At 45.8% G+C, this 24,098-nt stretch carries 21 protein-coding genes; 16 read left to right on the top strand and 5 right to left on the bottom strand.

Annotation, left to right across the window (positions count from 1 at the left end; genetic code table 11):
• The first annotated feature begins 37 nt into the window (after nt 1–37).
• The 10 genes from A37S_RS0112020 (at nt 38) to ispF (ending at nt 12,456) form a co-directional block, all read left to right on the top strand.
• Nucleotides 38–3,253 carry an efflux RND transporter permease subunit gene (locus tag A37S_RS0112020; protein ID WP_028297199.1) on the top strand — a complete coding sequence of 1,072 codons (3,216 nt, stop codon included), beginning with the start codon at nt 38–40 and terminating at the stop codon, nt 3,251–3,253.
• Nucleotides 3,250–4,410: an efflux RND transporter periplasmic adaptor subunit gene (locus A37S_RS0112015; protein WP_245586367.1), complete on the top strand. Its 1,161-nt coding sequence runs from the start codon at nt 3,250–3,252 to the stop codon at nt 4,408–4,410. The genes A37S_RS0112020 and A37S_RS0112015 overlap by 4 nt, the downstream gene beginning before the upstream one ends.
• Nucleotides 4,411–4,451: 41 nt before the next feature.
• Nucleotides 4,452–5,399 (top strand): aldo/keto reductase, encoded by a 948-nt coding sequence (locus A37S_RS0112010; protein ID WP_028297197.1) that lies wholly within the window; start codon nt 4,452–4,454, stop codon nt 5,397–5,399.
• 72 nt (nt 5,400–5,471) lie between these two features.
• On the top strand, nt 5,472–6,656 hold the full coding sequence (locus tag A37S_RS0112005) for an MFS transporter (protein ID WP_028297196.1): 1,185 nt from the start codon (nt 5,472–5,474) through the stop codon (nt 6,654–6,656).
• Nucleotides 6,657–6,668: 12 nt separating this feature from the next.
• Nucleotides 6,669–7,724 (top strand): SDR family oxidoreductase, encoded by a 1,056-nt coding sequence (locus A37S_RS0112000; RefSeq protein ID WP_028297195.1) that lies wholly within the window; start codon nt 6,669–6,671, stop codon nt 7,722–7,724.
• A gap of 175 nt (nt 7,725–7,899) precedes the next feature.
• Nucleotides 7,900–8,712 carry a putative quinol monooxygenase gene (locus tag A37S_RS24520; protein WP_157278610.1) on the top strand — a complete coding sequence of 271 codons (813 nt, stop codon included), beginning with the start codon at nt 7,900–7,902 and terminating at the stop codon, nt 8,710–8,712.
• Between the two features lie 65 nt (nt 8,713–8,777).
• Complete coding sequence (locus A37S_RS0111990) at nt 8,778–9,143, top strand: MauE/DoxX family redox-associated membrane protein (protein ID WP_036602355.1); 366 nt, start codon at nt 8,778–8,780, stop codon at nt 9,141–9,143.
• A gap of 239 nt (nt 9,144–9,382) precedes the next feature.
• Nucleotides 9,383–10,192 carry a serine O-acetyltransferase EpsC gene (gene epsC / locus A37S_RS0111985; RefSeq protein WP_036602354.1) on the top strand — a complete coding sequence of 270 codons (810 nt, stop codon included), beginning with the start codon at nt 9,383–9,385 and terminating at the stop codon, nt 10,190–10,192.
• Between the two features lie 423 nt (nt 10,193–10,615).
• Nucleotides 10,616–11,935: a D-alanyl-D-alanine carboxypeptidase/D-alanyl-D-alanine-endopeptidase gene (locus A37S_RS0111980; RefSeq protein ID WP_036602353.1), complete on the top strand. Its 1,320-nt coding sequence runs from the start codon at nt 10,616–10,618 to the stop codon at nt 11,933–11,935.
• Nucleotides 11,936–11,964: 29 nt separating this feature from the next.
• Nucleotides 11,965–12,456, top strand: a complete 492-nt coding sequence (gene ispF, locus A37S_RS0111975) for a 2-C-methyl-D-erythritol 2,4-cyclodiphosphate synthase (RefSeq protein ID WP_028297191.1) — start codon at nt 11,965–11,967, stop codon at nt 12,454–12,456.
• Here the strand turns inward: ispF and A37S_RS28440 are convergent.
• On the bottom strand, nt 12,440–12,598 hold the full coding sequence (locus tag A37S_RS28440) for a FeoB-associated Cys-rich membrane protein (RefSeq protein WP_157278608.1): 159 nt from the start codon (nt 12,596–12,598) through the stop codon (nt 12,440–12,442). The two genes, ispF and A37S_RS28440, sit on opposite strands and share 17 nt — an antisense overlap.
• Before the next feature lie 216 nt (nt 12,599–12,814).
• On the opposite strand from A37S_RS28440, the gene typA reads away from it, so the two are divergent.
• The 6 genes from typA to A37S_RS0111940 all read left to right on the top strand — a co-directional run bounded on the left by typA (nt 12,815) and on the right by A37S_RS0111940 (nt 19,073).
• Complete coding sequence (typA, locus tag A37S_RS0111965) at nt 12,815–14,620, top strand: translational GTPase TypA (RefSeq protein WP_028297190.1); 1,806 nt, start codon at nt 12,815–12,817, stop codon at nt 14,618–14,620.
• Between the two features lie 91 nt (nt 14,621–14,711).
• The gene (locus A37S_RS0111960) at nt 14,712–16,037 is read left to right on the top strand and encodes a flippase (protein WP_028297189.1); all 1,326 of its coding nucleotides are present in this window, start codon (nt 14,712–14,714) and stop codon (nt 16,035–16,037) included.
• On the top strand, nt 16,034–16,672 hold the full coding sequence (locus A37S_RS0111955; protein ID WP_028297188.1) for a class I SAM-dependent methyltransferase: 639 nt from the start codon (nt 16,034–16,036) through the stop codon (nt 16,670–16,672). The genes A37S_RS0111960 and A37S_RS0111955 overlap by 4 nt, the downstream gene beginning before the upstream one ends.
• A gap of 3 nt (nt 16,673–16,675) precedes the next feature.
• Entirely contained in the window at nt 16,676–17,590 is a 915-nt protein-coding gene (locus A37S_RS0111950; protein ID WP_028297187.1) for a glycosyltransferase, read from the top strand.
• Entirely contained in the window at nt 17,569–18,282 is a 714-nt protein-coding gene (locus A37S_RS0111945; RefSeq protein ID WP_028297186.1) for a DUF5672 family protein, read from the top strand. The genes A37S_RS0111950 and A37S_RS0111945 overlap by 22 nt, the downstream gene beginning before the upstream one ends.
• A 20-nt stretch (nt 18,283–18,302) precedes the next feature.
• Nucleotides 18,303–19,073, top strand: a complete 771-nt coding sequence (locus A37S_RS0111940) for a glycosyltransferase family 2 protein (protein WP_036602352.1) — start codon at nt 18,303–18,305, stop codon at nt 19,071–19,073.
• Between the two features lie 7 nt (nt 19,074–19,080).
• Here A37S_RS0111940 and A37S_RS0111935 read toward each other — a convergent pair whose 3' ends face one another.
• From A37S_RS0111935 to tilS, 4 genes are all read right to left on the bottom strand, one after another.
• Entirely contained in the window at nt 19,081–21,552 is a 2,472-nt protein-coding gene (locus A37S_RS0111935; RefSeq protein WP_028297184.1) for a YfhO family protein, read from the bottom strand.
• Between the two features lie 219 nt (nt 21,553–21,771).
• Nucleotides 21,772–22,077, bottom strand: coding sequence for a DUF4834 family protein (locus A37S_RS24515; RefSeq protein ID WP_036602351.1), 306 nt, complete (start codon nt 22,075–22,077; stop codon nt 21,772–21,774).
• 178 nt (nt 22,078–22,255) lie between these two features.
• Nucleotides 22,256–22,738, bottom strand: coding sequence for a hypothetical protein (locus A37S_RS0111925; RefSeq protein ID WP_028297183.1), 483 nt, complete (start codon nt 22,736–22,738; stop codon nt 22,256–22,258).
• Nucleotides 22,728–24,071 (bottom strand): tRNA lysidine(34) synthetase TilS, encoded by a 1,344-nt coding sequence (tilS, locus tag A37S_RS0111920; protein ID WP_028297182.1) that lies wholly within the window; start codon nt 24,069–24,071, stop codon nt 22,728–22,730. Before tilS ends, A37S_RS0111925 begins: the two co-directional genes overlap by 11 nt.
• Nucleotides 24,072–24,098: the final 27 nt, after the last annotated feature.

Here is a 24,098-nt window from a genome sequence, read left to right as displayed (position 1 = left end):
TTCAGATTTTGTTAACGGTAACCGCTAAAGAAACGACATGAATATCATCAGGACAGCACTAGAGAAACCCATTGCCATCATCGTAGTCGTAGCAGGATTATTGTTCTTCGGTATCCGTACCGTAAAAAACGATGTGAAAATAGATATTCTCCCCGCACTCGATATGCCGGTAGTTTATCTTCTGCATTCATTTCCTGCCTACACCCCAGACCAGATGGAGGCGTACTTCGGTAAGCAATATGTCAATATCCTGAGTTTCGTGAACGGTATAAAAAGTATCGAGACGAAGAACATACAGGGGCTGACTATTATGAAGCTGTCCTTTTTCCCGGGGACGGATATGGCGCAAGCATCCGGCGAGCTGGCCAGTTTTGTTGCCCGTATCCAGATGGCCTTCCCGCCCGCCACACAGCCCCCTTTTCTGATACGTTTCGATGCCTCTACCATACCCATTGGGCAATTGATCGTCAGTGGAGACAAGCCCATCAATGAATTGCTGGATATCACGCAGCAGTTTGTCAGGCCCTCATTGATCGCCATACCCGGTCTGGTATCGAGCCCCGCCATTGGGGCCAATCTGCGTACCATCGAGATCAATATAGACCCCTCCAAGCTAAAGGCATATAACCTATCGCCCGACCAGATTGTGGAGGTACTGAGCCAGAACACGCAAACATCCGCTTCCGGTAATATCCGGATGGAAGATCTCAATTACCTGGCCCGTACCAATGCCACCGTGCAAAACCTGGACGAAATACGCAACATTCCACTTTTCAAGCAATCCGTGCAGAACGTGTACCTCAAAGACGTAGCTACCGTGACGGACGGAACCGATATAACCGTTGGCTATGCCCTCATCAATAAAAAACGCTCCACCTACCTGGCCATCGCAAAATCGGCAGATGCCTCCACCTGGGACGTGGTGCAGAACATCAAAAGGGACTTGCCAAGGTTGCAGGAACAGTTGCCCGATGGTGTGCAACTCTCCTATGAGTTTGACCAGTCGGTCTATGTCATCAATTCGGTAAAAAGCTTGATTGAAGAGGCTTTGATTGGGGCCTTGCTTACCGGACTTATGGTATTGTTGTTTCTGAAAGACTGGCGGGGTGCATTGATCGTTATCATGACCATACCGGCATCCATCATTTCAGGAGTACTATTCCTGCATCTTTTCGGGCAAACCATCAACATCATGACCCTGAGCGGCCTGGCATTGGCCATCGGGATATTGGTGGACGAAAGTACGGTAACCATTGAGAACATCCACCAGCATCTGGATATGGGCAAATCCAAGGCAAGGGCCATATGGGATGCCTGCCGGGAAATTGCATTCCCGAAATTATTGATATTGCTATGTATTCTGGCCGTATTTGCGCTCGCCCTTACAATGGAGGGGATTTCCGGATCGCTGTTCTTTCCGCTTGCCCTTGCCATCGGTTTTTCCATGATATTCTCTTACCTGCTTTCCCAGACCTTTGTGCCCGTCATCGCCAACTACCTGATGAAGGTACATCCGAAGAAAGAACACGTAAAAAGCAGGTCAGAATTGTCGGGTAGCGATGATTACGACGGAGACGGGAAACTCGACCTTTTTGAAAGGTTACGCATAGCCTACATGAAATTTATCTCACGGCTGCTCCCCTATAGAAAACCGTTGGTACTGGTTACATTGCTGCTGACCTCGTTGCTTGCCTGGTTGTTGGTTAGCCACGTTGGCGAGGATGTGCTGCCAAGGGCAAATTCCAGCCAGCTGCAGGTAAGGTTGCGAGCACCGGACGGCACACGTATCGAAAAGACCGAAAAGGCAGCGCTACAGCTGACGGAAATCATCGAAGATATTGTGGGCAAGGAAAATGTGGCCATCAATTCCACGTACATCGGCACCAATCCCGCACAGTTTATCGTGGCCTCCCTTTACGTATGGACGGCCGGGCCACATGAAGCGTTGATGCAGCTGGCATTGCAAGAAGACTACGACGTGGATATAGAGGAGCTCAAGGAAAAGATAAGAAAAGAAGTTGCCGAAAAAATGCCGGAAGTAAAGCTGTCCTTCGAGCCGATAGAACTGACCGATAAGGTGCTGAGCCTGGGCTCGCCGACTCCCGTCGAAGTAAGGATCAGTGGCAGGGATAAGCAACAGAGCATCTTACAGGCAAAAAAGGTGGAAGCTGCGCTCAAAGAGCTGCCCTATCTTCGGGACGTGCAGATTGCCCAATCCCTGGAATACCCCGTAGTGGATATTAACATAGACCGCGTCAGGGCGGCCCAATTGAATACAGACGCCAAAAGCGTGGCAGATGCATTGGTGGCGTCCACCTCCTCGTCCAGGTTTACTGCCAAACTGTTCTGGGTAGACCCCAAGAGTAATTTCCCGTACAACATACAGGTAGAAGTGCCGGAGTATAAAATGGCAAATATGGAAGACCTGTACAACATACCGCTCAATAGCAATTCCCTGCGGCCGGTACTGGGCGATGTGGCTACCCTTCAGAAAGGAAAAACACTGGGACAAATTGATAACCTGGGCGCTTTGCCAAACGTCACCGTTACCGCCAATCTGAGTGACGTGGATTTGGGAACTGCCTCTCGCGGTGTACGTGAAGCAATAGCATCACTGGATACGCCGCCAAAAGGAACAACTATTGAGCAGATTGGGCTGACCAATGTGCTGGAAGAAACGTTCGACAACCTGTCATCGGGACTGGTAGTGGCCATCTTGGTGATTTTCCTGATGCTGGCTGCCAATTTCCAGTCCTTCAAGTTGTCGTTGGTGGTACTGTCCACGGTGCCCGCCGTACTGACGGGCTCCCTGCTGCTGCTTTTCTGTACCGGCTCCACCCTCAACCTGCAATCTTACATGGGCATCATCATGGCCGTGGGGGTATCCATTTCCAATTCGGTACTGTTGATTACCAATGCTGAGGAACTGCGGTTGAAAAACAACGGCGATGCCCTGCTGGCGGCAAGGGAAGCGGCATCCATCCGTTTCCGCCCCATATTGATGACGGCGATTGCGATGGTAGCCGGAATGATACCAATGGCTATCGGCTTCGGCGATGCCGGAGATCAGGTTTCTCCACTTGGCCGGGCCGTGATCGGAGGATTGACGGTGTCCACGTTTGCAACGCTTTTGCTTTTGCCTTCCGTTTTTGCGTGGGTGCAGGGAAAATCAACCATTGAATCGGTTTCCCTGAATCCCGACAATGAGGACAGCAGATTTTATGACAAAAATCAAACGGAAAACGAGAGATGATGATGAAAACAAAGACGATACATAGCAACAGAAAATGGCTGAAGGAATTATTTCTTGGGATGCTTTTTGCGCTTTCGGTGCTTGGCATCCAATCCTGTAACAGGGAGGGAAAAAATAGCGAGGAAAAGGAGGCCAAGGAAGCAGGCCAGCCTACGGATAGCGCCGGGGTAGAAACATTTGTACTGAGCGAGCAGCAGATACAGTCCCAGGTGCGGCTTCCCGGGGAACTCATTGCTTTTAACCAGGTAGACCTCTATGCCAAGGTCAATAGCTTTGTGAAGAAGCTCTATGTTGATGCGGGCAGCCGGGTGCAGGCAGGAGCCTTGTTGGCTACCTTGGAGGCGCCCGAGATCAGCTCACAGTTCGACGCCCAGACCGCCAACCTGAAAGCGGCAGAAGCAGCCTGGATTTCCAGCAAGGCCACCTATGAACGTTTACTGGAAACCAGTAAAACACCCGGCACCGTATCTCCCAATGACCTCGATGTGGCGCTGGCAAAAAGAGATGCCGATTACGCCCGATTTGAATCGGCAAAAGCTTCGCAAAACGAAGTGAGCAATATGAGACAATATCTGGAAATACGAGCGCCGTTTTCCGGAGTCATATCGGCAAGGAATGTCAGTGCCGGCGCCTATGTGGGCCCTTCGGGAAAAGGCTCGGAGCTGCCGGTTTTTTCGCTGAAAGATGATCAGAAACTACGCTTGACCGTCGGTGTGCCGCAAAACTATGCGCCTTACCTAAAGCAGGGGCAACAGGTCAAATTTACCGTTCCCACACTGCCCGGCGAGGAATTTGAGGCCAAGGTAAGTCGCAACGCAGGTGCACTGGACGAGGGTATTCGCTCGCAACGTACCGAGATGGACGTGGACAACCGTGACGGTCGGCTTGTGCCCGGCATGATTGCCGAAGTACAACTATCCCTTGAGTCATCCCAAAAGGCATTGGTTGTTCCCAAAACGGCGGTACTTAACAGCACGCAGGGTATCTATGTGATCAAAGTCAGCAACGGAAAAACCGTTTGGGTTCCCGTCAAGGATGGCAATACTTCGGAAGAAATGGCCGAGGTATTCGGGAATTTACAGTATAAGGATACCATCATCAAAAACGCTTCGGAAGAAATCAGGGATGGTGCGCTCTTGCAGGTTGGGCTACAGTAATTTTTAATTATGAAATTGTTAACCACGAAAAACATCATATCATGAGCAAAATAAAAATAGGAAAAACAGATTTGGAAGTAAGCCGCATCAACCTGGGCGGAAACGTATTTGGCTGGACATTGGATGAGCCAAAGTCTTTTGAAATACTCGACGCTTTTATTGACAAGGGTGGGAACTTCATCGATACAGCCGATGTCTATTCCGCCTGGGGCGAAGGCAACAAGGGCGGCGAGTCGGAAACTATCATCGGCAAATGGCTCAAGAAGCGCGGCGACAAGGACAACATCGTCGTGGCCACCAAGGTAGGCTGGGATTTTGGCGATGGCCGGAAGGGATTGAAGCCGGAATACATCAAGCAAGCCGCCGAAGATTCCCTTAGGCGACTTCAGTTGGATACCATAGACCTCTACTATACGCATATTGACGAAGGTGACGTGCCCGTGGAAGACTACCTGGGCGCCTATGCCGACCTCATTGCCGAAGGCAAGGTGCGCTATATAGCGGCATCCAATGTCCCTGCAGATCGTCTCAAAAAATCCATCGAGTTGGGCCTAAGCGGTTCATACCCACTGTACCAGGCCTTGCAGCCACACTACAACCTGGTGGAACGTACAAAATATGAAACAGAATACGCCCCTATTGTAGCTGAATTTGGACTGACGGTATTTCCCTACTGGTCTTTGGCGGCAGGATTCCTGACCGGAAAATACCGCAGCGAAGCGGACTTGGGCAAGAGCGTCCGTGGCGGTGACTTGAAAAAATACCTTAATGAGAAAGGATTGGCCGTGTTGGCGGCCTTGGACAAGGTTTCCGAAAAGCACGGCACTTCACAGGCTTCCGTTGCCTTGGCGTGGCTACTAGCAAAACCAGGAATCGGTGCACCCATTGCCAGCGCCACGAGCTTGAGCCAGTTGGATACCCTGTTTGCCGCTACCCAGCTACATCTGAATGCAGAAGATGTGGAACTGCTGGACGACGCGAGCAAATAGACACTACGACGTATCATTTAGAAAAATTGATCGAGTAAACATGCCTAAAGGCAAAATCATTTGGATACGAGGATGAAAAAAAGTCATATTTCCCTTGCCATAGGAGGTCTCGGTATAGGTACCACCGAGTTTGTGATGATGGGCTTGCTGCCCGATATCTCGTCCAGCTTGCGCATCAGCATTCCGGAGGCGGGCCACCTGATCTCTGCCTATGCCCTGGGCGTGGTAATTGGGGCACCCACACTGGTTACCTTTACGGCGAAGTATCCGCCCAAGCGGATACTCCTGATACTGATGCTGATCTTTACCGTATTCAATGCTTTATCGGCACTTTCATCAAATTACCACACGATGCTATTGGCAAGGTTGCTGAGCGGACTGCCCCATGGGGCCTTTTTCGGGATCGGGTCCGTGGTGGCAGGTAGATTGGCCGAAAAAGGAAAGGAAGCACAAGCCATCTCCATCATGTTCTCCGGGCTCACCTTTGCCAACCTCTTGATGGTACCGTTGGGCACCTATATCGGGCACTATTTCTCTTGGCGTCTTACCTTTGGTGTAATAGCTTTGATTGGTTTGCTCACCTTGGCGGCGATCTCGCTGTGGATGCCTGCGCTATCCTCACAAAATAGCGGCGGTATACGGTCGGAGCTGAACCTATTCAAGCGCCCCGAGGCTCTTTTGCTCATCCTGATGACGGCCATCGGCACCGGAGGATTGTTCTCCTGGCTGAGTTATATCGCACCCATGATGATCAATGTGACTCGCTTTGATGCAGATTGGATACCCTATATTATGATACTGGCAGGCGCAGGTATGGTGTTGGGCAACTTCATAGGAGGCAAGATGGCGGATAGCATGCCCCCTTCGAGGGCTTGTCTTTTCATCTTGATGGGAATTGTCCTGTGCCTGTCGATCAATTACTTCGCAGCCCCTTACAAAGGAGCAACGCTGTTCATGACCTTCGTGACCGGTGCCGTCACCTTTTCCCTGGCCTCGCCCATACAATTGCTTATGATACGCACGGCCAAGGGAGCCGAAATGTTGGGGGCATCGCTCACTCAAGCGGCATTTAACATTGGCAACGCACTGGGTGCGTATTGGGGTGGATTACCCATCGACGCTGGGTTTAGCATGGCCTCACCACTATTAGTCGGCATCGGCATGGTCCTGTTCGGTATAGTAGTCCTACTCCTTTTCAACAGAACACAGAAGCAAAAGCACGAAAAACAAATAGCGTTATCAGAAAACGCCTATTAACAACACAATACCATGAAACAACAAACAGCATTAATTGTCGGAGCTAATGGCATCATCGGAAAAAACCTGGTAGACCACCTGACGGCACAGGAAAACTGGGACGTGATCGCCACCACCCGCAGCGAGCTGCACTATGAGACCGAGGCACAATTCGTACCCTTGGACCTCAACGATAGCGACTCGCTTTCGGAAACAGGGGAAAAACTGAAGCAGGTAACTCATGTATTCTTCACGGCCTATACCGAAAAGCAAGATCCTTACGAGCAGTCGGAGGCCAACCTGAAACTGCTCAAGAACCTGGTTCTCGGTTTGGAAAAAGTGGCTCCCAAGCTTAAGCGCATCCTGTTCATACAGGGCGGCAAGGCCTACGGTGCACATCTGGGCATCTATAAGACTCCGGCCTATGAAACTGATCCCCGAAGCATCACGCCCAATTTCTATTACGATCAGGAGGATTTCCTACGTACGCAATCGGAAGGCAAGAGTTGGTCATGGACGGCCATACGTCCCGATATCGTCATTGGTTTTACCATCGGCAATCCCATGAACCTGTCCAACCTGATTGCCGTATACGCTACCCTGTGCAAGGAAGAGGGTATTCCCATGCGCTTTCCCGGCTCGCCAAAGGCCTATGAGGTGCTGGTGAATGTCACTGGGACAGAAATTCTCTCGAAATCATTGGAATGGGCTGCACTGAATAATGAGGCCGACAAGGAAATCTTCAACGTTACCAACGGCGATGTGTTCCGCTGGTCGCAGCTCTGGCCCAAGTTCGGTGAGTTTTTTGGCGTGGAGGTGGCCGAACCGCAGACCTTTTCACTTCGGGAGTACATGCCCGGAAAAAAAGAGCTGTGGGCAGCGATCGCCAAAAAGCACCAGCTGCGCCCCTATTCCTTGGACAGGCTGGTACAATGGGGATTTGGAGATTTCATCTTTAACGTGGAATACGACGCTTTTCTGGATGTCAACAAAGCCCGCCGTTTCGGGTTCCACGAAATGAATGGAGATAGCCTCAGCATCTTCCTGAAAACATTTAAATACTTAAAGGATGAAAAAATCATTCCATGAATTGAGACTAAAATATACCATAGATCCGCACGGATAAATAAAAAATCTGTGCAAATCCGTGTGATCCGTGAGAAACAAAAGTGAAAAATCTCTCACAGATAGGCACAGAAAAGATCCGTGGATATCCGTGAGAAATACGAGAAATGAAAAACAAAACATCAAAAATAGAATCAATATGAAGAAGAAAAATCTAACCGGACAAAGATCATTACCAAGGTCGTCCAAGTGGCTTAGTTTATGTGCCAGTGGGCTTATGTTTTCATTTATTGCCGCTTGTGGAAGTGGTTCAGAAAACAACAGCAATGACAAGAAAACGGCAGAGACAGATACGATAACGGTAAACGAAGGAGATACGGAATCCTTTCAGGAGTTGGGCGTCATCAATATCAAGGAAGGGCAGTGGGAAAAATACCTTTCCACCATGCAAACCAATATTGCCAATTCCCGACAAGAACCCGAAAATCTCTCTTTTACGCTATATCAACCCGAAGACGGCAAGCAGCAGGCTTTGTGGTTTGAACGATTTGAAAACAAAGCGGCCTATGATAAACATCAGGAATATGATTACCTAAAAGCAGTACTCGAGGTGGTAGGAGAGGTTGCAGACGGAGAGATAACATCCATAGCGCTGAAAGAGGTACCCGAGGTCCCAGCAGCGGTGGTGACACCCGTTCCGGCCAAAGACCAGAGCAAGCGCAATGTCATCGTGTTGTTTGACGTCAAACCTGAGAAGAGACAGGCTTTTATCGATGCCATTGCAGAGGTAACTCCTCATGCTAGGCAGGCACTGGGCAATCTGGGATTCAATATTTTCCAATATGCCGACGACCCGAATAAATTTGCACTGATAGAGGGCTGGGAAAGCGTAGCCGTACATGAAGCGCATTTGGAGCAGGATTATTCGAAGAAACTGGATGCCGCTATTGAAGGTATTTTTGTATCAAATCCAATGGACACACGCTGGCTGGCAAAAGATATATCCCAATAAAAAATATGCGAGTAAATCTTCTACCGCTTTCGGGCAGAGTAATCACTTTTTAATTCAATATTATCATGGACACAAAAAAACTAAATTTTTTCTTTCTCCGTCTCCCTTTGGCCATATCGCTCTTGGGACACGGACTAGTCAGGTTACCCAAGCTACAAGCATTCAGCGAGTGGATGGTGGGCAGTATGGAAAAATCGGTGTTGCCCGCTGCCTTGGTCACGCCTTTCAGCTATGCCTTGCCCATCATCGAGGCGGCGATAGGCTTATTGTTATTGATTGGTTTTCAGTTGCGTTACACCTTTTATGCAGGGTTGGCGCTCATGAGCATCTTGATTCTCGGTAGCAGTTCCATTGAAAACTGGGGAGCCATAGAGGCACAGCTGATTCATGCGGTTTACTTCGCAGTATTGCTTTGGTGGCATGAGAAATAGCCCTACAGATCAACTCAAATAGTGTCATAGACAGTTCAATTTGTTTTGACATAACGACGAATTTATCTTGATGGCTTTTATGCGTTGAACAAGCAATTATAGCTAATTTCCGACAAGGCGTTAATCAATATAGCCTGCTACATTGTGACGGTTGGCCGATTTTTGCTACTTCGCTTTACAAATTAATGCTACCATGTTGATATAGATTGTGGTATATTTGCACCTAAAGACAAAAGATAATGGAGGAATTTTTTCAGTATTTATTTGTAAAGCATCAAGAAGCCCGTGACATGCCAAGCAATGTGCGAATATGGGAATGGGCTAGGGATGTATTCCGTTTACTGTTTCCTGAGCGCAATTCAAAAAAATTGATAACGGTAGATGCATTAAAAGCTAATTTTAAGATTTTGGAAAATGAGCTTTGCGATCTATTATTAACAAGTAAAGATTGTTCAAACTGTGACCATACCCATATTGTAACGAATTTTTTTGCATCACTGCCTAGCTTGTACGAAACGATGATGACAGATGCGCAAGCTATGTGGGAAGGAGATCCGGCTGCGCAAAGCATTCAAGAAGTAATACGAACATATCCGGGCTTTCTGGCTATTTGCATATATAGAATGGCTCATCAGCTTTGGTTAGAAAATCTGCCTTTAATTCCTCGCATTCTAACGGAATATGCCCATGAACGAACTGGGATAGATATACATCCCGGGGCCACCATAGGCAAATACCTGCATATAGACCATGGTACGGGCCTGGTTATTGGCGAGACATGCATCATTGGCGACCACGTTAAATTATATCAAGGTGTGACCTTGGGAGCTTTAAGTGTTGATAAAATCTTAGCAGGCAAGCAACGCCACCCCACAATCGAAGATCATGTGATTATTTATGCCGGTGCTACCATACTGGGGGGCGAGACCAGAATAGGTCATCATTCGGTAATTGGGGGAAATGTTTGGTTGACAAGCAGCGTTGAGCCCTATACCACGGTCTATCATCAGCCCATAACAAAATTTATAGACTCAAAGCCAATATTATAATGTTATAACTCCAACCCTTCATTCAAAAACTCGCCCAAGCCTATCTCCTTTTTCTCCTCAAATAGGGAAGGAACTTTCCCATTCGGCCCATGCTTCTCATATATCTACGCCATCCCTACGGGGATAAATGCACCTGACTATGCATAGCATAAAGCAAAAGTCTAAACATAACGAGCACAAAGGTGTCAACTCGCTCAATTGCACTTTCCCAATGCCCAATAAACAATAATAAAAATAACAATCGTAGAGAGACACCCTCCTCCCAACTTCTTAGCCGTAACGCCAGCAATGATGGCCCTGAAAAAATCGTTCATACTGTTTTAAAATAAATAACGCACGTTTATCGAAAGGGTTTGCAATCCCTTCACATGTTTTGCTCTTTTTTTATAGCTTTACGCGAAAATTGCATCTTGTTTTACTATTATGGTCAAATTCGTACTTCATTGCCTGTTTTTTTCAAGTCTATGTTTTTCTTTCACCACATCCAAAGGACAATCCCGAGAGGAAATTTTCACATTATTAAAAGAATCGGAAATTGCCCAAAGTCACTTTACGGGCTTCGTTCTTTATGACCTAGACGCAGACAGCTTGATTTATGGTGAAAATGAAAACAAGTATTTTGTGCCGGCATCCAACACCAAGCTGTACACCATGTACACGGCTTTGCAGATGCTTGGCGATTCCATCCCATCCATACGCTATACCATAAGCGGTGATTCCCTCATCTTTTGGGGAACGGGCGACCCAACGCTTTTCCGTGAAGACTTTAACTCCGAAAAGGTTTACGGCCTATTGCGCTATGCCTCGCAGAAACTATATTATGCCTATGACAATTACCAAGGTAATTTCTACGGAAGAGGATGGCCTTATGGCGATTATGACGCCTACTACCAAGCAGAAATAAACGCTTTGCCCTTTGGAGGCAACCTAGCACATTTCTATCGCGACGATACTACGGGCAAACTTGAGGCAAAACCAAACTATTTCAACTTGTTTATTCAGCCTGATACCATTACCATACCAAGACGATTTCAGGTAACTAGGGATTTGACAAGCAATCAGTTTTACCGCAGCCGAATGGATATACCCACTTCGTTTTCGACATTCATACCCTGGAAAACCAGCCCCAGGCTAACGGCTGCCTTGCTAGAGGATACCCTGAAGAGGCCTGTTACCCCCATAGAAAAACCTATGCCAAAAGACGCCATCACCGTATACTCCAACCCAATAGATTCAGTACTGAAGGCCTTGATGCTGCCTAGTGATAATTTTATTGCCGAGCAATTGCTATTGGTGTGCTCTTCCACACTTGGAGAAGAGCTCAATACGCAAAAGGCTATCAAGCATAGCTTGGACAACTACCTGTCCGACCTACCACACAAACCAAACTGGACTGACGGATCAGGACTTTCTCGATCCAACCTCTTCACCCCCATGGACCATATCGAAATCCTGAAAAAATTACTTAAACGGATTCCCGACCAGCACAGACTTTTCTCCATGCTACCTGCAGGAGGAGAAAGCGGTACCTTGAAAAACGCCTATAAACTGGACAGAGGAGAAGTATTCGTTTGGGGCAAAACAGGAACGCTGGGCGGTGTACACAACCAAAGCGGGTATATCATCACCAGAAAGGGCAAGCGACTGCTCTATTCGTTCCAAAACAACAATTACGTAAGACCTACCAGTGAAGTGAGAGATGAAATGGGCAGAATAATGACGACAATACGCAAAGAATATTAACGAAGCAAATCAATTAAAAGCAATAAAACATGAAGATAAAGGTGGGTTTTGGCTTTGATGTGCATCAAATGCAAGAAGGACATCCATTTATTTTGGGGGGAACGCCCATAGATCACCATGCCGGCGCTTTTGGCCATTCGGATGCCGATGTACTGGTACATGCCATATGCGACGCGATACTGGGCGCCGCCAACCTGGAAGACATAGGCTACCATTTTCCAAACACCGATCCCAAGTGGAAAGGAATTAGCAGCCTTGTCCTACTGAAAGAATGCATACGATTGCTACACGAAAAGCAGTTCCAACTCGGCAATATCGACGCCATGCTCTGCCTGGAGGCTCCCAAGATAAAGCCTTATATTCCTAGCATGAAGAAAAATATAGCCGAAGTGACGGGGCTTGATGAAGACGACATTTCCATCAAGGCTACCACAAACGAAACAATGGGATTTGTTGGTAGGCAAGAAGGAGTGGTAGCTTACGCGGTGTGCCTAATAGAAAAGATTAATGTCCCTTCTTAGGCTGAGACAAATCCATTCCACATTTGCAGTTACTGCCACAGGCACCGCCCTTTTTAGGACGTAGGTTATTGTAAACCATGCGACCCAAGAAAAACGCGGCACAGGCAAAAAGAAAGAAAACAATAATTAGCTGGATATCCATGTGAACAAAGTTAAGGTTTCTTTTTTTATGGGAATGTCAGGTTTGTTCAATATTAATATTCATGTCTATGGGCATCTATCCCATACCCTAGGCATACCTTTGCTACACAGGTCAAAGTCAGCGGTTTTTGAGACATCAAATAAATGAAAACACCTGAAAATCTTTGGATATATATCCGTATCTTTGCGCAAAATTTTTGAAATTAACTTTTGCTTCATGCAGAAAATCAGGAACATTGCGATCATCGCACACGTAGACCACGGCAAAACGACCTTGGTGGATAAAATATTGCACTTTACCAACCTGTTTCGCGAAAACGAACAAACTGGTGACCTCATTCTGGACAACAATGATCTAGAACGCGAAAGGGGAATCACTATCGTTTCGAAGAACGTATCGGTCAAATATAAAGACGTCAAGATCAACATCATAGACACACCTGGTCACGCCGACTTCGGCGGCGAGGTAGAACGTGTGTTGAAAATGGCGGATGGAGTAATCCTACTAGTAGACGCCTTTGAAGGACCAATGCCACAAACCCGCTTTGTGACGCAGAAAGCACTTGGATTGGGACTCAAACCCATTGTAGTAGTCAACAAGGTGGACAAGGAAAACTGCAGGCCCGAAGAGGTGTACGAGCAAGTTTTTGAACTATTCTTCAATTTGGACGCTACGGAAGAACAATTGGACTTCCCAGTACTATACGGTTCTTCCAAACAAGGTTGGATGTCTACCGACTGGAAGAAACCAACGGAAGATTTCACAGACCTATTGGAGGCTATATTGGAGCATATCCCTTCAGCACCTATTCATGAGGGTACTTTGCAAATGCAAATCACCTCATTGGACTACTCTTCATTTGTAGGCCGTATCGCGATAGGCCGCGTAGCTAGGGGTACCATAAAGGAAAATCAACCTGTATCCTTGATGAAACGGGATGGCAAGATTGTAAAATCTCGCGTCAAGGAGCTTTATACTTTTGAAGGGCTTGGAAAAATCAAGGTTCCCGAAGTGAAGTCGGGCGACATCTGTGCCGTTGTAGGCATCGAAGGCTTTGATATTGGCGATACCATTGCCGATTTCGAGAACCCCGAACAATTGGAGGTCATCCATATTGATGAACCTACCATGAACATGCTCTTCACCATCAACAACTCGCCATTCTTTGGTAAGGAAGGCAAGTTTGTAACTTCCAGGCATTTGCAAGACCGCCTCTATAAAGAGATGGAGAAAAACTTGGCCCTGAAGGTCGTACCTACCGAATCTGCCGATGCGTTCTTGGTATATGGACGTGGAATCCTTCACTTGTCCGTACTCATTGAGACCATGCGCCGAGAAGGATATGAATTGCAAGTGGGTCAACCACAGGTTATTGTCAAAGAGATAGACGGTGTCAAATGCGAACCAATTGAAACATTGGTAGTAGATGTGCCAGCAGAAGTATCAGGCAAGGTCATTGAGCTGGTAACACAGCGCAAGGGAGAGCTGCTCATCATGGAAGCAAAGGGTGAGATGCAGCACCTCGAATTTGAAATTCCTTCTCGCGGAATCATCGGCCTACGTAACAACGTGCTGACCGCGACGGCAGGTGAGGCCGTAATGGCACACCGCATGAAGGAATACCAGCCTTGGAAAGGCCCTATTCCTGGCCGCTTGGCAGGCGTTCTTATCTCTATGGATAAGGGACAGACAACAGCTTATTCTATAGATAAGCTGCAAGATAGAGGCCGTTTCTTTGTAGACCCAGGAGTGGATATTTACGAAGGGCAAATTGTAGGCGAACACTCTAGGGATAATGACCTCGTGGTCAATATCGTAAAGGGAAAACAGCTCACCAATATGCGTGCTTCTGGTAGTGACGACAACGTACGTATTGCACCTGCTATTAAATTCTCGCTAGAAGAGTCCATGGAATATATTCAGGCAGACGAATACATCGAAGTGACGCCACAAAGCATCCGCTTGAGGAAGATATACCTAACGGAGAATGAACGTAAGGTAAATGCGAAGAAGTTTCAATAAACTTTTTTAAAGATGATACCAGAAACGGGATATGAACGAGAGTTGATATCCCGTTTTTTATGAAGCTTATTTTTGTTAGGTTTGCATCAACATGAGGATTCCTACACTCCCTGGCTTTGACCCGCAGGCTTTTCAGAAATACCTAAAGAACACTGGTTGGCTCATGATGGCCAGGGTCGGCTCATTGTTCATCAAGATGATCATCACCTCTTTTGCTATCCCCAACTACTTGGGTACTGAAGCCAATGGGATGCTTAATTATCCCATGACCATTGTCACCTTTTTCATGGCTACTGCTGCATTGGGGCTAGATGCCTACCTTACACGCGAGTTGATAGGTCAGCCAAGCAAGAAGGACAGCCTTTTGGGTACTGCCTTCATGCTGCGTTCCATAGCAGGATTAATGGTTATTCCATTGGTGTTCCTCACCTATTTCATCTTGACTCCCGCCATCCCCTTTTCCTATATTGCCATCGTCTCGCTATGTTGCGTCATACAGGCAATCAATGTTGTGGATTGCTTTTTTCAAGCAACTGTACGGGCAAAATATATCATGTATGTGCAGGTGGGAGGTAATATCATCTCGGCACTCATTAAGCTTCTGCTCATCATACTTCATGCTCCCCTCGATTATTTCATCTGGTGCTTAGTGGGCGATGTAGCTTTCATTGCCCTGGGCTATGTCATCAGTTATACTAAGCTCGGATTTTCATTGCGCGCGTGGTCATTTGATGAAACATTAGCCAAACACCTGCTAAGAAACTCATGGCCACTGGCTTTTTCTGCCATTCTTGTTACACTGTACATGAAGATCGATCAGATCATGATAGAATACTATCTCGACAATAGCCAGTTGGGAATTTACTCGCCTGTAGTGAGCCTCAGCGAAAGCTGGTACTTTATCCCAGTGGCAATTTCCACCTCTGTCTTCCCAGCTTTGATGAATGCCCGCAAGGAAAACGCGCAGCGCTATAAAAAAAGATTATCCAATCTTTATGACCTCATGTGCATCATTAGCTTATCCATTGCAATCGCCACCACCATACTATCACCATACATTTTCAAATGGTTTTATAAACCCGAATATGCCAGTGGTGCACATGTGCTTGCCGTGCATGTCTGGGCTGGCGTATTTGTCTTTTTGGGTACCGCCAGCAGCCAATACCTGATTGCAGAAGGCTACGTAAAATTGTCCATGGTACGCACCGCCGCTGGCGCCATTGTTAATATACTGCTCAATATATTTTGGATACCTCGCTATGGTATTGTTGGTGCCGCTTACGCGACGCTCATCGCTTACTTCGTGTCAACATTTTTCCTCATCTTTATACCGAAAACCCGAGAGCAGGCGTTTTCCATGCTAAAGTCCCTATTATTGTTAAATTTGACTTATAAAATTATAAAGCGAAACCATTGAAAAGATATTATTCATACTTCAGCCTGTTCAGCCCGCGAAAACTACGCTCTTTTCTGTCCTTTGGGGTGAAAGGATATTTGGCGGAAATAGGCTGGATAGAAGCCTATGACAAGAAAAAACCGATAGACATTGAAGGCAAGCCTCTGCCATGGCTCACCTATTCAGCTATTGATTTCCTTGATGAGAGACTCAATGCCCAAATGAGTTTATTTGAATATGGGTCTGGAAGTTCTACGCGCTATTTCGCCTCCAAGGTGCAACATGTCACATCAGTAGAACACGACCAGCAATGGTTTGAACAGGTTAGCAAAGACCTTCCCAAAAATGTCGATCTAACTTTCCAGATCATTGACACAGATGGAAAATACTGTAGAACCTGCCTCGGTGGCACCTATGACATCATACTTATCGATGGACGGGACAGAAACAACTGCTGCAAGCAAGCTATTCAATCCCTAAATGCGGGAGGTGTCATTATATTCGACGATACGGAAAGAACAAAATACAATGAAAGCACAACCTTTCTAAATGAAAATGGATTTAGAAAACTTTCCTTTAGCGGTATTTCGCCAGGCTTCTTTTACAGGAAGGAAACCTCGGTTTTCTATCGTCCAAACAATTGTTTAGGCATCTAGAATATGCAAAATCTCGCGCCCATAGCCCTTTTTATATATAACCGTCCAGAGCATACACGGCGAACCCTCCAATACCTCCGTAAGAACACGTTGAGCGGAGATAGTAGATTATACATATTTTCCGATGCAGCTAAGACCTCGGGCGACGAGCAAAAAGTGCAAGAAACCAGAAATGAAGTCCGACATATAGAGGGGTTTAGATCTGTTAAGCTGATAACGCGGGACACACATATGGGACTTGCCAATTCCATCATTGATGGCATTAGTGGTTTGGTGAACGAATACGGGAAGATCATTGTCCTGGAAGACGATTTGCTCACATCTCCCTATACCCTGCAATACTTTAACGAAGCATTGGAGCGCTATATACAGGAAGAACGTGTCATGCAAATCGCTGCATATAACTTTCCACTTACTCAAACGGACAAACTTCCCGAGAGTTTTTTTATGCGTTCTACCAATAGCTGGGGCTGGGCCACCTGGAAAAGGGCATGGGACAAGTTTAACCCCGATATTGAATCCCTTTACCAGAAATTCAACAAAGAAAAGAAAGCTCGCTTTACCTTCAACGGCAGCATGAACTACTGGAAACAGTTGATGGACTTTAAAAAAGGGAAAAACGATTCTTGGGCCATACGATGGCATGCATCCGTATTCCTAAACGATGGTTTAGTATTATACCCAAGGGAATCGTTAATCGAAAATATAGGTCACGATGGCAGCGGAGTACATTCTATCATTGAAGATACTTACAGGGTAAGCATGGCCAACAAGCCCATAATATCTTTTCCAAACGTCATCGAGGAGTGTCCAGAAGCAGTAGAGGCTACCAAGCATTTTTATAAGCACAGAAAAGGGTCGTGGATCAAACGAGGAAAGAAATTCTTGACAAACCAATGGAAGAGAATCACAAAGTAGCCATTGTTATTCCCGTATATAAAGAGATCGCCGACCCAGTCGAAAAGCGTTCATTTTGGCAATGCATGGATATCTTGGTAGGCTATCCAATAGTACTCGTCGTGCCGCAATCTTTAAACACCACCTATTACGAAACATTGGCAAAAAAGCCATTGATCATAGAGCGCTTTCCAAACGAATATTTCCTAGACATAACAAGTTACAGCCGACTGTTAGTGAGCCGTCTCTTTTATAAACGTTTTCTAACATATGAATACATTTTGTTATACCAACTCGATGCCTGGGTGTTTCGAGATGAGCTCGCGCTGTGGACAGGAAAGGGATATGATTACGTAGGAGCACCATGGCTTGAGGCTCCTCCCATCACATCTGGCAAAAAGCCGATTATCAATCTTTCCAGCAAATTAGTGAACAAAGTGGGCAATGGCGGACTATCCCTGAGGAAGGTGAAGAGCCACCTTGCTTGGAGCAAATGGACGCGATTCCTATTTATATTCCTGCCAAAAAATGAAGACGTGCTGTGGACCTTGTTCGTGCCCTTTAAAAAACCAAATGCAAGGGAAGCGCTTCATTTTGCTTTTGAAAGGTCTCCGCGAAAGTCCTTTGAACTTATTAATGAACAGCTTCCAATGGGATGCCACGCCTGGCAAAAATATGAGCCTAGCTTCTGGAGTCAGTTTATAAAATATTGACAAAAAATTTCGGAGTCCATATGTCTATACCCAGATTACATACACCTTTACTCAGCGTCATCACCGTTGTGTACAACAACGCAAGGGATATAGAACGGACTATACAGAGCGTCATCGAGCAAAGCTATTACCCATATATCGAATACATAATTATTGACGGCGCCTCTACAGATGGCACACTAGCCATCTTAGACAAGTATAAACCACAAATACACACGCTTGTCAGCGAAAAAGACAGCGGCATATATGACGCTATGAACAAAGGGCTTAGAATGGCCACGGGCAAGTACGTGCTATTCATGAATTCGGGAGACGAAATCTATGAAAAGGATACGGTCGAAAAGGTCTTTGCTACCTATCCCGATGCAGACATCTACTATGGCGAAACCGAAATGATAGATGACAACGGACATAGCCTCGGAAGGAGGAGACATAAAAGTCCCGATAAGTTCGATTGGAAAAGTTTCAAATATGGCATGAACATAAGTCATCAAGCCATATATATCAAAAGAAGCATTACCACACCCTACGACCGTCGTTATACGTTAAGCGCAGACATCGATTGGATCATCAAGGCGGCAAAAAAGGCACAAACAATAATCAATACCCACCGCTATGTGGCAAAATACCTTGTAGGCGGAATGTCAAAGAAGAGGCACTGGCAGAGCCTCAAAGAACGCTTTACAATATTCTGTAGGCATTATGGCTTTCTTCCCACCATCCTCAACCACGTTATCATTGCATTCAACTTGCTCGGCTACTACATCAAGCATGGCCGAACAAACGACTGATAGGCGTTTATGCCGATTTTACTTTTCCCTTATCTCTCTTGGATTCCAACCATATACCAAGAGCGAGTCCTATAATCAGAACAATGGACGCTATCAGCGAAATGGTTTCGCCCGTATAATAAGACTGCGGTTCAAACTTAAACTCAATTTTGTGGTTACCTCCTGGAAGCTGTAGAGCACGCAATAGGTAATCCGCGCGCATAATAGGCGTCTCTTCGCCGTCTACAAAAGCCTTCCATCCTTTACTGTAATAAATTTCAGAGAATACGGCAAACACATTATTGGGCACGGAATATTCGTATACCAAATAATCTGGCCTGTAACTGGTCAATGCGATGCTGCCATTGGTGGCTAATCCGAGTTTCTTGCCCTCTATTTGTGGCTTATAGGCTTCGTTAACGAAAGCTTCCCTTCTTGGATCAAAACTGTTGATGCCGTCCATCTCTTGCTGATCATCTTTTACATAGGTGATTTTATCAACAAACCACGCATTGCCCAATGCGGAGGAGCGCCTTTGTATCCTTTGCGAATTATTCTGACGATCGTTCACGATCAAATAACGCGTATTCAGCATATCCAGCACATCTTCGTTGATGGATTTGGAAAACTGATTCTCAATCAATTCCTGATAACGCATAAGCTTTGCCGCATGATAGCCTCCTATCATCTTATGGTAATAGGCATAAGTAGCCGTATTGAATGGGCCGTTATATTGGTCGGTGAGATCCAATACGCGATAATTGGGGTCCTTGTCCATCATGATCAATTCGTCCACTTCCCGCGGTTTGATTTGATTGGCCATGACGGATTTATCTACAAAACTCTCCTTATTCAGATAGCGGTTATCCACGCCCCACATATCAATCAATATCAAAATACCCAACCCGAACACTAAGAAACTGGCCTGCAGCTTATTCTTGATATACAGCCATATGAGGCCTGCGGCCAAGAGCACAAATGCCAGGGAACGAAACGCATCCTTTTGCGCTATGCCAATGCGGTCTTGTATGAGCGCATTACCCAAGGACTGTGCAAAACCATTATCCCCAGACTGCTGCGCAATGTTCTGCACAAGCTCATTGTGATCGGCATTCCTGAAATCGAAGAACAGCGAGGGCACAAACCACACCAACAAGGTAATGCCCCCCACAATTCCCAAAGCATATAAAAACTTCTTGTCTAAGTTGACGATATTCTTTTTATCAACCAACAACTGCTCCACGGCCACAACAGCCAGTATGGGAATAAGAAAAGATGCGACCACTAAGTTGGACTCTACCGCCCGGAAACTCTTGTATAGCGGGAAATAATCGAAGAAAAGATCCGAAATAAAGGGCAGGTGCCTACCGAAGGAGAGAAATACACTTAGCAAGGTGGCTGCTAGAATCCACCACTTGAACTTTCCCTTCACAATAAACAAACCAAGAACGAACAAAAAGATCACAATCGCTCCAAAGTACCAAGGACCAGAGGTAAAAGGCTTATCGCCCCAATAGGTGCCAATAGACTTTGCCTGGCCAGCTGGAATACCTCGGCTGGCCAATACCTTTGCAACCTCTGAATCTTCGTCTAGCAAAGACCTCATGCCGCCCCCATAGGCATTGGGGATAAGGAAAGTGATAGACTCCCCTACTCCTTGGCTCCACCTATAAGCATAATCGCGGTCTACACCTTGCTGGTTAGCTTCCTTCCCGTCATTGGCGATATTGGCTTTCCCACGAATAGATTCATGACTGTATTCATAAGTCGTCAATAACAGACCTGCATTGACACCTAGGGCAATCATCGCGGCAACGAACATAAAGGCTACCGATTTGAAATAACCAAGCAACGCCTTCGTCTTAATAGCATATACCAATTCGATAATCATCAAGATCAATATGGCTATGAAGAGGTAATAAGTGGTTTGTATATGATTAACACGGATCTCTAAAGCCAATGCAAAAGCCAATAAAGAAGCACCTAAAATATACCTTCCGCGAAGGGACAGTATCACGCCAGCCAAAACAGGTGCAAAGAATCCGATAGCATAGGCTTTACTGGCATGTCCAGCCTCGATATAAATAAAATTATAAGACGTAAATGCAAATGCAACCGCTCCCACGGCCGCCAGCCAAGGCCTGATTTTCAATACGGAGAACAATATATAGGCGCCGATGAGGTAAAACAGTACCGCATCCATGGGATAGGGTACCACCGTTTTGAAAAAAGACATGATGTGTGTACCGATATTTTTCGGGAAAGAGACCCATATCTGGTATGACGGCATGCCGCTAAACATAGCGTTGGTCCAAAGAGGCGCCTTGCCGTCCTTTTCCTTGAAGGTCATGATCTCATGTTGCATGGCTTGAGCCTGCGTCACATCGGTTTGTTGCAACACTTTACCCTGCCATATGGGCATAAAATAGACAAAACAAATAGCGATAAAAATGCCGATAATGGCAAAGTGGACTTTATTGCGGTTAAACCAGGTCTTCATCTAATGTCGATTATTTTTTGCTAAAGGCCAAACATAGATAAATTGCCTTTCATATGCAAATGACAAAAGTGCCACGCAAATACACTTATCAGCCTTTCATTCCGATTAAAGAGACATAAATCGATGAAAGATAGCGGCTAAGAACATGCCGCCATTTATACTAAACAGAAAAAGCCTCGCAAAACGAGGCCCTTCTTTATCATATAATTTTATATACTTTTATTTGATTTCCTCATAGTCTACAAACTCGCCAGCATTATTCGTGCTCGCTTTGCGCTTTGCCTGTGGTGGTATATAGTCAATTTTCACCTTGCCTTGCTGGCTAGCTCGTGTATAGTCATCCCTCGTATGGGCATAGCTTCCGTTATTTTGCCCCGTATATCCATATCCCTGCTGTTGATATTGGGCCTTGCGCTGAAGATTGACGAAGAACTTAGCCAGTAAATATGGCAATAGCCGCAAAAAAAGTATGCGTACTATCCACATAATCAAAATAGCTATAAATAGAACCTTTAATAGAAGCATTTTAAAAAGTAAAAATTATAAAGCAAAAAATCCAAAAATCATTCTTCGACGGCAAGATGCACAATAAAAAACGTCAAAGACATACCGCCTTACGAAGAGGCAATACGAACAATTATACGAAAAAGCCTTTACATATATTGCATTGCCTCCCCTATAAAAAACATTACTGACAATAATATTACGATTTCTTGGCCTGCTCAATGGCCTGCAAAAACTCTTGGGCACGTTGTGTGCCTATGATGTAAACAAGCCCGTCATAATCTGTCAACCATATGGCATCATTGCCCGAAGCGTAGAATTTGATTTTTCCCTTCTGATGTAAATTGTAAACCGGATTATTGATAAAATAGCTACTATAGGGAGCAGCTTCTATCTTTTCAATACTGTTTAAGTCTATTTTTACGAGCCTAGTGGTCCACAATCCTTGTAATATGATGCTCTTGTTGATCACCGTAATACGATAATGCAATACATACATCATGATGATGCTCACAACAAGTATACCGCAGCCCACAATAAGGAAAATCTGGTTGCTCCGTTCTCGCTCAGTGCTGATATAATAGGCCGCGAAGCAAAACAGCGACAATATCAAGCGAACAGACAACCAAATCCTATCTCTTCCCAAATATTGATTTTCTGTAAACAAAGGCCTATTGCTCATATTTCTCAAAAGTTAAGTTATAAATTTTATTTGTGCTTGGCTGCACCCGAAAACGGTTGTCCATCCGGAAAGGAGCCACCCAAATAATATCACCGTTGCCATTTACTACAAGCGGAACCTGTTGTTTTTCTGAACGCGGCAATTTCACCGAAACAAAGAAATCGCTGATCTTCTTTGTCCCGCGCATGCCAAATGGTCGAAAATAATCCCCTTGTTGCCATGATCTGATCTCCAACGGCAGAACAAGCTTGTCTGCGTCTACCGATATTGCCTTACATGCTTGTTCGGCACAAATATCGCCTAAGGGACTTAAGCCCAACTTGCTTCCTTTCCAAACAATCCGTTCTCCCAAGCCCAGAGTTTTTTGCTCAGCGGCAATATCCTCTTCTTTCTGGCGCAATTGCAGCTTTCCCCTGTCTAGCCATAGCTGGAATTTTGAACTGCTAAAGTGCTTGCCAGACTGTGGCTCTTTTTCCAATAAAGTTAACAAATCATCGATGGTAGCCTCTGAAAAACCAAAATCCGAAAAAAGCATATAGCTCATCAACTTAAGCGGTCGGAGTGCTTTCAACTCCGCTATATCTATATCAAAGCCCACTTCTTTCGGGACTAAGAGTCGCTTCATGACGTCCTCCTTGAGGATGTCCAATAGCTCTTCCACCTCACCAAACCGCGCAATGTTTTTTTCAAAGGTATTTTCCAATGAAGGGTTTATCTTTTTCAGTTCTGGAATCACCTGCAATCGGATGCGATTTCTGGCATATTTATCGGACAGGTTGGAAGAATCTTCGCGATAAGTAACCGCCAATTCCATAATAGCCCGATCAATATCTTGCCTAGACAAGTACAGGAGAGGTCTTACAATATGGTTCCTTGCCACAAGGATGCCATGTAGGCCCGTAAGCCCAGTTCCGCGACAAAGGTTGAGCAATACCGTTTCCACGCTGTCGTTTTTGTGATGAGCAACGGCCAATTTGTTGTAACCCTCCGATTTCATCAACTCACTGAACCATTCGTATCGAAGATTGCGGGCAGCCATTTGTGTGGAGATCTTCATATCCTGTGCGTACCTCTTGGTGTCAAATCGCTTCACATGGAATGGCACTCCCAAATCCTCGCTCCAGCTGCGAACCAGTTCTTCGTCCCCATCAGACTCTTCGCCCCGTAGCCCGAAATTGCAATGGGCAACGCCGAACGCAAAGGGGGATTGGGCAAAAAGATAGGCCATTAACATAGAATCCCTTCCACCACTGACGGCCAACAGCACCTTATCGTCAGGATCCAAAAGATAATTATCATGTATAAAGCCAAGAAATTCTTTCACCCAATTCATTGCTCAAAGATAAGGATTTTCAAATAG

The organism is Olivibacter sitiensis DSM 17696 (assembly GCF_000427965.1).
Lineage (GTDB): Bacteria > Bacteroidota > Bacteroidia > Sphingobacteriales > Sphingobacteriaceae > Olivibacter > Olivibacter sitiensis.
Note: the sequence above shows the minus strand (reverse complement) of the source record. Positions and strands in the feature narration are given on the sequence as shown.